The sequence below is a fragment of the Billgrantia ethanolica genome (assembly GCF_021404305.1).
Lineage (GTDB): Bacteria > Pseudomonadota > Gammaproteobacteria > Pseudomonadales > Halomonadaceae > Halomonas > Halomonas ethanolica.
Genome location: NZ_JABFTX010000002.1, coordinates 190,381 through 201,424, shown reverse-complemented (window position 1 = coordinate 201,424; position 11,044 = coordinate 190,381). Strand labels below are relative to the sequence as shown.

The 11,044-nt window shown below is 66.0% G+C and carries 12 protein-coding genes and 1 tRNA gene; 3 read left to right on the top strand and 10 right to left on the bottom strand.

Annotated features, from left to right (window positions below):
* Nucleotides 1–10: 10 nt before the first annotated feature.
* The 4 genes from HOP53_RS09800 to fabV form a co-directional block, all read right to left on the bottom strand.
* Entirely contained in the window at nucleotides 11–1,225 is a 1,215-nt protein-coding gene (locus HOP53_RS09800; RefSeq protein ID WP_234269856.1) for an aspartate aminotransferase family protein, read from the bottom strand.
* 114 nt (nucleotides 1,226–1,339) lie between these two features.
* Nucleotides 1,340–2,314: a GlxA family transcriptional regulator gene (locus tag HOP53_RS09795; protein ID WP_234269855.1), complete on the bottom strand. Its 975-nt coding sequence runs from the start codon at nucleotides 2,312–2,314 to the stop codon at nucleotides 1,340–1,342.
* A 136-nt stretch (nucleotides 2,315–2,450) separates the two neighbouring features.
* Complete coding sequence (locus tag HOP53_RS09790; protein ID WP_234269854.1) at nucleotides 2,451–2,660, bottom strand: hypothetical protein; 210 nt, start codon at nucleotides 2,658–2,660, stop codon at nucleotides 2,451–2,453.
* 56 nt (nucleotides 2,661–2,716) lie between these two features.
* Nucleotides 2,717–3,928, bottom strand: a complete 1,212-nt coding sequence (gene fabV, locus HOP53_RS09785) for an enoyl-ACP reductase FabV (protein WP_234269853.1) — start codon at nucleotides 3,926–3,928, stop codon at nucleotides 2,717–2,719.
* A gap of 164 nt (nucleotides 3,929–4,092) precedes the next feature.
* Between fabV and HOP53_RS09780 the strand changes: the two genes are divergently transcribed.
* On the top strand, nucleotides 4,093–4,485 hold the full coding sequence (locus HOP53_RS09780) for a DUF7079 family protein (RefSeq protein WP_086508147.1): 393 nt from the start codon (nucleotides 4,093–4,095) through the stop codon (nucleotides 4,483–4,485).
* Between the two features lie 16 nt (nucleotides 4,486–4,501).
* Here HOP53_RS09780 and HOP53_RS09775 read toward each other — a convergent pair whose 3' ends face one another.
* On the bottom strand, nucleotides 4,502–4,996 hold the full coding sequence (locus HOP53_RS09775; RefSeq protein WP_234269852.1) for a glutathione peroxidase: 495 nt from the start codon (nucleotides 4,994–4,996) through the stop codon (nucleotides 4,502–4,504).
* Between the two features lie 228 nt (nucleotides 4,997–5,224).
* Between HOP53_RS09775 and HOP53_RS09770 the strand changes: the two genes are divergently transcribed.
* Nucleotides 5,225–6,877 (top strand): isovaleryl-CoA dehydrogenase, encoded by a 1,653-nt coding sequence (locus tag HOP53_RS09770; protein ID WP_234269851.1) that lies wholly within the window; start codon nucleotides 5,225–5,227, stop codon nucleotides 6,875–6,877.
* Here HOP53_RS09770 and HOP53_RS09765 read toward each other — a convergent pair.
* The 5 genes from HOP53_RS09765 to HOP53_RS09745 form a co-directional block, all read right to left on the bottom strand.
* Complete coding sequence (locus tag HOP53_RS09765) at nucleotides 6,817–8,052, bottom strand: EAL domain-containing response regulator (protein ID WP_234269850.1); 1,236 nt, start codon at nucleotides 8,050–8,052, stop codon at nucleotides 6,817–6,819. The genes HOP53_RS09770 and HOP53_RS09765 overlap by 61 nt on opposite strands.
* 99 nt (nucleotides 8,053–8,151) lie before the next feature.
* Entirely contained in the window at nucleotides 8,152–8,769 is a 618-nt protein-coding gene (locus HOP53_RS09760) for a LysE family translocator (RefSeq protein WP_026037896.1), read from the bottom strand.
* Between the two features lie 45 nt (nucleotides 8,770–8,814).
* Nucleotides 8,815–9,228: a nucleoside diphosphate kinase regulator gene (gene rnk, locus HOP53_RS09755; RefSeq protein WP_234269849.1), complete on the bottom strand. Its 414-nt coding sequence runs from the start codon at nucleotides 9,226–9,228 to the stop codon at nucleotides 8,815–8,817.
* A 158-nt stretch (nucleotides 9,229–9,386) separates the two neighbouring features.
* Nucleotides 9,387–9,545 (bottom strand): hypothetical protein, encoded by a 159-nt coding sequence (locus HOP53_RS09750; protein ID WP_234269848.1) that lies wholly within the window; start codon nucleotides 9,543–9,545, stop codon nucleotides 9,387–9,389.
* A 197-nt stretch (nucleotides 9,546–9,742) separates the two neighbouring features.
* Nucleotides 9,743–9,829 (bottom strand) — tRNA-Leu (locus HOP53_RS09745).
* 136 nt (nucleotides 9,830–9,965) lie between these two features.
* On the opposite strand from HOP53_RS09745, the gene queA reads away from it, so the two are divergent.
* Nucleotides 9,966–11,006 carry a tRNA preQ1(34) S-adenosylmethionine ribosyltransferase-isomerase QueA gene (queA, locus tag HOP53_RS09740; protein ID WP_234269847.1) on the top strand — a complete coding sequence of 347 codons (1,041 nt, stop codon included), beginning with the start codon at nucleotides 9,966–9,968 and terminating at the stop codon, nucleotides 11,004–11,006.
* The last annotated feature ends 38 nt before the right edge of the window (nucleotides 11,007–11,044 follow it).

Sequence of the window (11,044 nt, the reverse complement as noted above, 5' to 3'; positions counted from 1 at the left end):
CGGCCAGCCTTCACCCGGCCGTCACCAGCCGCTCGATGGCACGCTCCAACCGCGCCATGCCCTCGGCGATGTCGGCCTCGGGAATCACCAACGACGGCGCCATGCGCAGCACGTTGGGCCCGGCGATCAGCGCCATCAGCCCCTCTTCGATGGCCAGCGGCAGGATGTCCTTGGCCCGGTCCTTGTACTCGGGTGTCATCTCCGCGCCGATCAACAGCCCCATGCCGCGGATCTCCTTGAATACCCTATGCTTGCGGTTGATCGCCTCGAGATGCTCACGGAACAGGTCATGACGCTGCTTGACGCCGCCGAGCACTTCCGGCGTGTCGATGTGCTCCACCGCGGCCAGGGCCACGGCCGAGGCCAGGGCGTTGCCGCCGTAGGTGGAACCGTGGGTGCCGATGGCCAGCGCCGGGGCGACCCGGTCGGTGGTGAGCATGGCGCCGATGGGGAAGCCGCCGCCCAGGGCCTTGGCACTGGTGAGGATGTCCGGCTCGATGCCGTACTCCATGTAGGCGTAGAGCGAGCCGGTACGGCCCACGCCGGTCTGCACTTCGTCGAAGATCAACAGCGCATCGTGGGCGTCGCACAGGTCGCGCAGGCCCTGCAGGAACTCCTGAGTGGCCGGCATGATGCCGCCCTCGCCCTGCATCGGCTCGACCATCACTGCGCAGGTGTCGTCGTTGATCAGATCGCGCACGCTGTCGAGATTGTTGAACTCGCCGTGGACGATGCCGCCCGGCACCGGACCGAAGCCCTGGGAGTACTTGGGCTGACCGCCGACGCTGACGGTGAAGAAGGTGCGTCCGTGGAACGACTGGTAGAACGAGACGATGCGATGCTTGTGCTCGCCGAAGTTGTCATGCGCCCAGCGCCGCGCCAGCTTCAGCGCCGCCTCGTTGGCCTCGCCGCCGGAGGAGCAGAAGTAGGCCTTGTCGGCGAAGGTACGCTCCACCAGGGTCTTGGCCAGCTTGAGCGAGGGCTCGTTGGTGTAGACGTTGGAGAGGTGCCAAAGCTTGTTACCCTGCTCGGTGAGGGCCTTGACCAGCACCGGATGGCAGTGACCCAGGGAGTTCACGGCGATGCCGCCGGCAAAATCGATGTACTCGCGCCCTTCCTGGTCCCACAGGCGGCTGCCCTCGCCGCGCACCGGGATGACCTTCTGGGGGGAGTAGTTGGGTACCATGTACTGGTCGAAGTCGGCGCGGGTCGGGGTATGGCTCATCTCGGTCTCCATTCCTGCAAAAAGAGTGATAGCAACGCAGCGATGTCATCCGAGTATAAGGAGCGACGCGCCGGCCGGCTTTCAGCAATGGGACCCCGACTTGTAGATAAAGACTTAAAGACGCTCCTCACGGGGCGTCACACCGAAATGGTTGCGATAGGCGGTGGAGAAATGAGCGGGCGAGGAGAAGCCCGTCTTCATGGCGATCTCGCCGGCGGGAAGGTCGCTCTCGCGCAGCAGGCGCCGCGCCTCCTTCAGGCGCAGATCGAGGTAGTAGCGGCCGGGCACCGCTTGCAGGTACTTCTTGAACAGCCGCTCGAGCTGACGCCGCGAAATGCCCAGGTGCTCGGCCAGCTCGTGGGTGGTGAGCGGCTCTTCGATGTTGGCCTCCATCAGCATCACGGCATCCACCAGCGGCGCCGGCGCGTGCCCCAGCCGGGCACGCAGCGGCACCTGCTGCGGCTCGTCGGCCATGCGTACGCGCTCAAGCACGAAGTACTCGGAGACTCGCTCGGCCAGCTCGCTGCCGTGGTGGGTGGCGATCAAGGTCATCATCATGTCCATCGCCGCCGTGCCGCCGCCGCAGGTGAGGCGATCGCGGTCGATCTCGAACAGCTGCTGGGTCAGCCGCACGCGGGGATAGTCGCGGGTGAAGGCGGCGAAGCGCTGCCAGGGCAGCGTGGCGCGGTAACCGTCCAGCACGCCGGCGCGAGCCAGCAGTTCGGTGCCGCCGCCTACCCCCACCAGCACCACCCCGCTGCGCCCCAACAAACGCAGCCGACCCGGCAACGCACTGTCATGCATGGCCGGCAATGGGCTTGGCGCGCAGACGATCAGCATATCCAGCTCGGTCGAAGCGAGTTCAAAAGGAGTACAGGCCGCCTGACTGAGGTCGGCCATGCTGGCGACCTCGCCACCGCCCGGGGAGAATGCCTGCAGGCGATAGAGGCGCTGGCCGGCCAGCTGGTTGACCACCACCAGCGGCTCCAGCGCGCAGGCTTGCGCGAGCAGCGAGAACCCCGGCAGCGTCAGCACGCCGACCCAGCGGGCGGCGTTCATGCCGAAGGTAGAGGTGGGGGTGTCGGGCATTGCGCAGCGCCGTGTGCCGAAACGAAGGAGAAATGGTACTCCATCGGCGGCGTTGGCAATACCGAACGGTTAACGCACGTTGACGAAGGCCACCGCGGCAGCGCCGCGGGGCCTTCGGTTCACATCGGCAACCGGGTCAGAGCCAGAACGCCGACAACAGCCGATAGATCAGGAACAGCGCCGTGGCCACGGCCACGCCCAGCAACAGCCAGTGCCAGCCCTTGGCCGGCTGCTTGGCTTCGGGCTGTTCTTCATCAGGCTCGAGATGCTCGAAGTCCTCGGGCATCCTCACTTCCTTGAGATGCTCGTACTCTTCCTGCGCTGTCTTGCTCTCCCGAGTGTCCATGGGCACCTCCTTTTACGCTGGGTTCACCCGCAGGTTTGCGCTCCTTTGCAGCGGGCCTATAAGGAAACGACATCGAACTGAACGTCCGGGTTCACGTCGGCGTCGTAATCGACATCATCGCGCTCGAACCCGAACAGCTTCAGGAAGTCGTGCTTGTAACCAGCATAGTCGGTGATCTGGAACAAGTTCTCGGTAGTCACCTGAGGCCACAGGTCCTTGCACGCCTGCTGCACGTCGTCGCGCAGCTCCCAGTCGTCCAGTCGCAGGCGACCGGCCTCGTCGGTGGCGAGCTCACCACCCTGCCCTTGAGATGAATAGAGTCGCTCGCCGAACAGGCGGTTGAGCTGCTCGATGGTGCCCTCGTGCAGGCCCTTCTCCTTCATCACCTTGTAGACCATGGCGATGTAGAGCGGCATGACCGGAATCGCGGCGCTGGCCTGGGTCACTACCGACTTGAGTACCGCCACGTTGGCGCCACCGCCGGTGGCCTTGAGCCTGGCGTCGATCTCACCGGCGGCGCGGTCGAGATCCTCCTTGGCCTTGCCCAGGGCGCCGTGCCAGTAGATCGGCCAGGTGATCTCGGTGCCGATGTAGCTGAACGCCACACTGCGGGCACCGGGGGCCAACACGCCGGCCTTGTCCAGGGCATCGATCCACAGCTCCCAGTCTTCACCGCCCATCACCGCCTTGGTGTCCTCGATCTCCTGCTCGGTGGCAGGCTCGACCTCGGCCTCGATGATGGTGTCCTTGTTGGTATCGATGGCGGTGGCGCGGTAGGTCTCACCGATCGGCTTGAGGCTGGAGCGCTTCAGCTCGCCCGAGTCGGGCAGCTTGCGCACCGGCGAGGCCAGCGAATAGACCACCAGATCGATCTGGCCCAGGTCCTGCTTGATCAGCTCGATGGCCTTCTCGCGCGCCTCATGGGAGAAGGCATCGCCGTTGATCGACTTGCTGTAGAGCCCTTCAGCCTTGGCGAACTTGTCGAAGGCCGCGGCGTTGTACCAGCCGGCGGTACCGGGTTTCTTCTCGCTGCCGGGCTTCTCGAAGAACACGCCCAGGGTGTCGGCGCCGTAGCCGAATGCCGCGGTGATGCGCGCCGCCAGGCCATAGCCGCTGGAGGCCCCCACCACCAGCACCTTCTTCGGCCCGTTGGCCTTGTCGAACTGGCGCGAGCGGGTGGCCTCGATCTGCTCGAGCACGTTCTTCTCGCAGCCGACCGGATGGGTGGTGGTACAGATGAAACCGCGAACCTTGGGTTTGATGATCACGACAGACCTCGTTATTGGTGTTACGACGCCACTCGGGACGCCGATTCGATACGAATGGACAGTGGCGACATTCTAGCGGCCACGCATGCGTCTGTCCGCACTTGAGCGCCGAGGAGTCCTGGGGCACGATGCAACCCGGTGCCATGACATGGCAGGAGGTAGAGATGAACGCACAAGCACTGGTGGATGAGCGCGGGGAGCTATGGCTGGCGCTGGCTCCGCTGTGGCTGGATCGCGAGCCCAGCGAACGCGAGTTCGCCCGTATGGTGGCGGTGATAGAGCGCCACGAGCTGACGCTGCACGAGCTGGAATGGATCTTTCGCCTGGAGCTGGCACCGGTGATGTCGCGCAACCAGATGTCGATTGCCGGGCGCTGGCGCGATTTCGACGACTATCAGCTGATGCAGCAGCTGGTTGCCCACAACCTCAAGCTCAAGGGGTGGCGACGCAAGAGCTGGGCGCTGTTCTCGGGGCTGACCACCATGATGACTCGCCACCGCTGGAACGAGCTGATTGCCCGGGTGATGATGGAACGCGGCGAAGCACCGCACTCCTGAAGTAGAGGCACATGAGTTAGAGGCGGAAGTCCTCATCCAGCGCCTGCTCCAGCGCGCGTTCGAGCTCCGGCCCGCTGTCGCGGGGCGAAAAACGCCGCAACACCCTGCCGTCCCGCGCCACCAGGAACTTGGTGAAGTTCCACTTGACCATGCCGGTCCCCATCACGCCGGGCGCCTGACGCTTGAGCTCGACGAACAGTGGATGCGCGTCGCGCCCGTTGACCTTAACCTTCTCCATCACCGGAAAGGTCACCCCATACTGGCTGGAACTGAAGGCGCAGAAGTCCAGCGCCGTTTCCGGCGACTGGCGCGCGAACTGATTGCAGGGAAAGGCCAGAACGGTAAAGCCACGCTCGCGGTGACTGCGATAGAGGCGCTCCAGCTCGCCGAGCTGGGGCGTGTAACCGCAGCGGCTGGCCACGTTCACGATCAGCAGCACCTGCCCTTGCAGGGCACGCAGGTTGAAGGGCTCGCCGCGGAAGGTACGGCACTCGTGTTCGTGGATGGCCATGTCTGCCTGCCTCGCTGTCACCTTTCCCACGCCACGTTTTACACGTAGCACCTCTCAGCGTATCGCGGCAACCTTTCGATGGGGTTTGCCCAGCGAGGCTTCGTTCGCGCGCCGGCCACAAGCCTACCGGGAAGCGGCAGTCAGGTCACGCCTGCGGCGCGTTGACCGACCCGGAGCGACTGACCATGCTGCAAGGACGAGGAACGACGGCGCCGAAGGAGAACCTGCATGCGCGACAACGCCCCTCGCAGCCGACTGGCTACCCATGAGGTGGTCAACCAACCCGACACGCCCGGCGACAGCGACCTGCTGGCCAGCGATCTGCCGCTGCGTGAGGCGCTGGAGCGCGAAGCCCCCGCCTGGGTCAGCGAGCGTCTGGCAGCGCTGGGACGCGAAGCGGGCAGCCTGCGCGTACAAATACTGGGTGAGCAGGCCAACCGCCACCCACCGGAGCTGGTTCTGTTCGACCGCCACGGCCGGCGGCTGGACGAAGTGCGCTATCACCCCGCCTACCACGAGCTGATGCACCTGGCCATCGACAACGGCTGGCACGCCGTGGCCTGGCAGGAAGAGAGCCGCGGCGGGCATCAGGCCCATATCGCCGCGCTCTACCTGCTGACCCAGGCCGAGCCCGGCTTCTGCTGTCCGGTGACCATGACCCACGCCGCCATGCCGGTGCTGCGCCGCAGCCCCGACATCGAAGCGGCATGGGCGCCGGGGCTGCTGGCCAACGCCTACGACCCGCGTCCGCTTCCCGCTGGCCAAAAGCGCGGGCTCACCTTCGGCATGGCCATGACCGAGAAACAGGGCGGCAGCGACGTGCGCCGCAATACCACCCGCGCCGAGCGCGACGGCGAGGGCTGGCGGCTCACCGGCCACAAGTGGTTCTGCAGCGCGCCGATGTCCGATGCCTTCCTCACCCTGGCCCAGACCGACGCAGGACTGACCTGCTTCCTGGTGCCGCGCTTCACGCCGGACGGCGAGCGCAACGCCATCGAGCTCCAGCGCCTCAAGGAGAAGTGCGGCAACCGCGCCAACGCCTCCGCCGAGATCGAGTATCGCAGCGCCTGGGCAAGCCTGGTCGGCGAACCCGGACGTGGGGTGGCCACCATCATCGACATGGTGCAGCAGACCCGGCTCGATGCCGCCACCGCCCCGGTCGGCATGATGCGCCAGGCCTTGGCCGAGGCGTGGCGCCACGTGCGCGATCGCCACGCCTTCGGCCGCCTGCTGGCCGAACAGCCGCTGATGCAGGTAGTGATTGCCGACCTGGCATTGGAGGTGGAAGCCGGCGTGGCGCTGGTCATGCGCGCCGCTCGCGCCTTCGACGGTAACGCTCGCGGCGACGCACACGAAACGGCCCTGGCCCGAGTGCTGCCCACCCTGGCCAAGTACTGGCACAACAAGCGCGGGCCCGGCTTCATGGCCGAGGCCATGGAGTGCCTGGGCGGCATCGGCTATGTCGAGGAGGCGCCGCTGGCCAGGCTCTATCGCGAGGCGCCGGTGAATTCGATCTGGGAAGGCTCGGGCAACGTGATCTGCCTGGATCTGCTGCGGGTGCTGGCGCGCCACCCCGAATCGGTCGCCGCCCTGCGGGTGGAGCTGCGCGCCGCCCAGGGCCTGCAACAGGACCTCGATCTGGCTCTGGCAGCGCTCGAGCACGACCTGACGCTACCCGGCGAGACGCTGGAGCCTCGCGCCCGCTGGCTGACTCAGCGTCTGGCGCAGAGCCTGCAAGCTGCGTTACTTCTGCGTCATGCACCGGCCGAGGTGGCCAAAACCTTCTGTCGCTCGCGCCTCGGCGTGGAAGCCAGCCCCGCCTATGGCGTACTGCCGCCCGATTCGCCGCTGGCGGCGATTCTGGCGCGAATCGGCGACTGATCGGACGCCAGCCGCGGAATTTCCTCGGCCGGTACCGGCCGAGCCAGGCCGAAACCCTGCACGTGGGTGCAGCCGAAGCGGGCCAGAGTTGGCAGGCAGTCGAGCTCCTCGACCCCTTCCGCCACCACGCGGATACCGAGGCGCCGCCCGAGCAGGGCGATGGCCTCGACGATGGCCGCATCCTGACTGTCCTGCTGCACGTGCCGGACGAAACTGCGGTCGATCTTCAGCTCGCTGATGGGCAACATCTGTAAGCGAGAGAGCGAGGAGAAACCGACGCCGAAGTCGTCCACCGCCACCTCCATACCGCTGAGGTGCAGCCGCGCGGCGACCTCCGAGCCCAGCAGCTCATCGTCCATAGCCGCCGTCTCGGTGATCTCGAGTACCACCAACGGCGAATCTTCCGGAGTCAACTGACGCGTCAGCGCCGGCAGTTGGGCCTCCATCAGATCGTCGGCGGTGACGTTGACCGAAATCGACAGCAGCACGCCCTGCTCACGCCAGCGCCGAGCGTCGAGCAAGGCCCGCTCGAGTACGTGACAGGTGAGCCGGCGGCTCTGGCCGGCCGTGAGCATGGGCAGAAAGCTGGCTGGGCCGATCAGCCCGATCTCGGGATGCGCCCAGCGCACCAGCGCCTCGACCCCGCTGAGGCGACCGGTCGCCAGCTCGAACTGCGGCTGATAGTGCACGGTGAGCTCGTGGCGCTGCAGCGCCGACTCCAGCTCATCGGCGGAAAAGAAGGGACTGTCGTCGGGCACGATGGTCGGCTTGCAGCCGGGGCGCAGCCGATCCAGGCGCTGCCGGAGTTCGGCCAGGCGCATCGGCTTGTCCAGCGAGCCGAGCATCTGCAGCCCCAGGGTCTGGCCGACCCGCTCGGCAATGCGCGAGATCTTGCGTTCGACACCGCCCAGCAGCAGCACCCAGCCGGCGAATTGCTGCCGCGCCAGCAGGCGCAGCAGCTCGATGCCGTCCGGATCGCCGAACTCGAGCCCCATGATCACCAACTGTGGGGCACACTCGTCGAGCTCGGCCAGCAGCGCATCGGCGCGCCGATAGCAACGACTCTCGAGGCCCAGGACATGCAACTGGAGGGAGAGGACCGCGACCACATCCGGGTCCTCGTCGAGCACCATGGCCAGCGCCCGCTCTTCTTCCACCTCGGAGAAAACGTTCATCAGGGGGAACTCGTTCTCGAATTATTCTGAGACTACCATCATCCCTGATGAACAGCCGGTTCACTTCTCAACGCAATCCAGCCAACCGAGCGCACCCGCTCAGCCGAGGGGGCCCGCCACCACTCGCAGCGCGAGCGCCAGCAGCATGACGCCGGTGATGCGATGGATCCAGTGCGCCCGAGCCTGCAGCCAGGGCAGCACGCGTGAATGGGTCAACGACACCGCCACCAGCACGTACCAACCGCCATCGATGATCATCGCCGTGAGCACGATGACCGCCTTGGCGGTCACGGACATGTCCGGCGTGACGAACTGGCTGAGCAGGGCAACGAAGAACAGGATCAACTTGGGATTGCCCAGCGCGACCAGCATGCCTTCGCGCGCCGCCTGCCGGCGGGTGGTCGCCACGCCGGCGGCTTCAAGCGCCGCCGCCCTGCCGGCGCGCAGCGCCTTGATGCCGAGCCAGGCCAGATAGGCCGCGCCGGCCCAGGTGATGGCCTGGAACAGGGTGGGAAAGCGCACGATCAGCGCACCCAGCCCCAGCACCGTGAGCAGGGCATAGAAGCCCACGCCCATGGCATGGGACAGCGCCGCCACGATACCTGGCGCCCGCCCGCCACCGAGGGTGTGGCGCAGCACCAACGCCAGGCTCGGACCCGGCGACATCGCCCCCATGGCGCACACGGCTACCAGCGACATCCATAAGGAAAGCGGCACTCCCCTGCTCCTCTGCGACTATACGTTAGCGACGCTGATGCCACCTCAACGGTGGAACTGCCCCTCGCGCTCGGGTTGCCACAGAATCGCGTCGATGCGCAGCTGCGCCTTGCCGCCACCGGGCAGCGGCCAATCGATCTCGTCGCCGATACGCAAACCGATGAGCCCGGCACCAATGGGCGCCATCACCGAGATGCCGTCTTCTGTGGTGGCCAGCGCATGAGGATAGACCAGCGTGCGTATCATCTGACGGTTACGTGTCAGATCGGTGAACTGCACCTGGCTGTTCATACTGACCACATCTTCCGGAATGTCTTCCGGGTCGATCACCTCGCCGCGCTCGAGCTCCTCTTCGAGGCAGTCGGCCACGAAGCGGTCCTTGTCGTCGGCCTGATCGATCAGGCGCTGCAGCCGCTCTGCGTCCAGGCGGTTGATGATGATGGGGGGACGAGATGACATACAACCTCCTTGGCACCGGCAGCGCCGTTCATGACGATAGTGGCTGCCGGCCATGCAACGAAAACAGCCCTTCGCCCGATGGGAGAAGGACTGTGACTCTAACTATGGTAAGCCTAAGCCCGATGAAAGTCAGGCCCGGACGAGACCTACGCGAGGGCTCAACCGCCCGGTCGGCGCCCCGACGTGGCCAGGACCGCGACACCCACCGCGGCCAGCGCAATGCCCACGAACGCCGCCGGGTTCCGCACCTGCCAACCGTACAGCGCCATTGCCAGCCCGAGTGCCAACAGCACCCAGGCAAAAGTCTTCACACCCATTCCGCAGTCCTCAGCTCCGAGTATAGGCCTCAGCATGCAGCGGATAGGGAGGTACATCAAGGAAAGTGCAAATATCGGGATTTAGCTGCTGGCCTGCTGCTCGCTGGCTCAGATGACTCTTCTCCAAACTCAAATCGAAAGGCCCAAAACGCAAAACAGCCGCCCATAAGCGACTGTTTCAATGACCATTCTTTCGATGGTACCGGCGGTCGGACTCGAACCGACAAGGGCTTGCACCCGGCGGATTTTGAATCCGCTGCGTCTACCAATTCCGCCACGCCGGCAGCGCCGAGCATTATACGTGGCCGGTGCGGCAGGTCAATCGCCAGGCCTGACGTGAGGGCCATTTTTCGGTATCCTTGCCGGCTATTTGCGGCTGCCCGGCAGCCGCTCGTTTCGATCATTTGCGGACCTACCTGCATGCAGCGCGCCGACTTCCATTACGAACTCCCCGAGGAGCTGATCGCCCGCTACCCCTCCGAGCGGCGCAGCGACTGTCGCCTGCTGTGCGTGGACGGCCAGAGCGGCGGGCTGGCCCACCGCCGCTTCACCGACCTGCTGGAGCTGCTCGAGCCCGGCGACCTGCTGGTGTTCAACGACACCCGCGTGATCCCGGCGCGGCTGCACGGCCACAAGGCCAGCGGCGGCAAGGTGGAGATGCTGCTCGAGCGACCGCTCGACGCCCACCGCGGGCTGGCCCACATCCGCTCCAGCAAGTCGCCCAAGCCCGGCACCGAGCTGATCTTTGAGGGCGACGTGCGCGCCGTGGTCGAGGGCCGCCGCGAGGCGCTGTTCGAACTGCGCTTTCTCGGTGAGACGCCGCTGATCGAACTGCTGGAGCGCCACGGCCACATGCCGCTGCCGCCCTACATCGACCGCGCCGACGAGCTCGCCGACCGCGACCGCTACCAGACCGTCTACGCCCGTCGCGACGGCGCCGTGGCCGCCCCCACCGCCGGGCTGCACTTCGACGAACCGCTGCTGGAACGCCTGGCGGCAAAGGGAGTCGAAAGTGCCTTCGTCACCCTGCACGTAGGCGCCGGCACCTTTCAGCCGGTGCGCGCCGATGACATCCGCGAGCACAAGATGCACAGCGAGTGGATCGAGGTGAACGAAGCGGCCTGCGCCAAGGTACGCGCCGCCCAGGCCGCCGGACGCCGGGTGATCGCGGTGGGCACCACCAGCGTGCGCTGCCTGGAGAGCGCCTGCGCCAAGAGCGCCGATGGCGTCATCGCACCCTACAGCGGCGAGACCGACATCTATATCTATCCCGGCTACGAGTGGCGCTGCGTGGACAACCTGATCACCAACTTCCACCTGCCCGAGTCGACCCTGCTGATGCTGGTCTCCTCGTTCGCCGGCTACGAGACGATCATGGCGGCCTATCGCGAAGCCGTGGCCGAGCGCTATGCCTTCTTCAGCTATGGCGACGCCATGCTGTTGAGCCGCAAGCGCTCCTGAGCCGAATCGTTCCGAACCCAAAGAATGGCTGATCCGCA

Bases quoted from the DNA above. Each gene is read 5' to 3' on its own strand.
- HOP53_RS09765 (WP_234269850.1), bottom strand. From the start codon at position 8,052: ATGAACGTTTTCTCCGAGGTGGAAGAAGAGCGGGCGCTGGCCATGGTG.
- HOP53_RS09795 (WP_234269855.1), bottom strand. From the start codon at position 2,314: ATGCCCGACACCCCCACCTCTACCTTCGGCATGAACGCCGCCCGCTGG.
- HOP53_RS09790 (WP_234269854.1), bottom strand. From the start codon at position 2,660: ATGGACACTCGGGAGAGCAAGACAGCGCAGGAAGAGTACGAGCATCTC.
- HOP53_RS09750 (WP_234269848.1), bottom strand. From the start codon at position 9,545: ATGGGTGTGAAGACTTTTGCCTGGGTGCTGTTGGCACTCGGGCTGGCA.
- HOP53_RS09780 (WP_086508147.1), top strand. From the start codon at position 4,093: ATGAACGCACAAGCACTGGTGGATGAGCGCGGGGAGCTATGGCTGGCG.
- HOP53_RS09775 (WP_234269852.1), bottom strand. From the start codon at position 4,996: ATGGCCATCCACGAACACGAGTGCCGTACCTTCCGCGGCGAGCCCTTC.
- HOP53_RS09800 (WP_234269856.1), bottom strand. From the start codon at position 1,225: ATGAGCCATACCCCGACCCGCGCCGACTTCGACCAGTACATGGTACCC.
- rnk (WP_234269849.1), bottom strand. From the start codon at position 9,228: ATGTCATCTCGTCCCCCCATCATCATCAACCGCCTGGACGCAGAGCGG.
- HOP53_RS09770 (WP_234269851.1), top strand. From the start codon at position 5,225: ATGCGCGACAACGCCCCTCGCAGCCGACTGGCTACCCATGAGGTGGTC.
- queA (WP_234269847.1), top strand. From the start codon at position 9,966: ATGCAGCGCGCCGACTTCCATTACGAACTCCCCGAGGAGCTGATCGCC.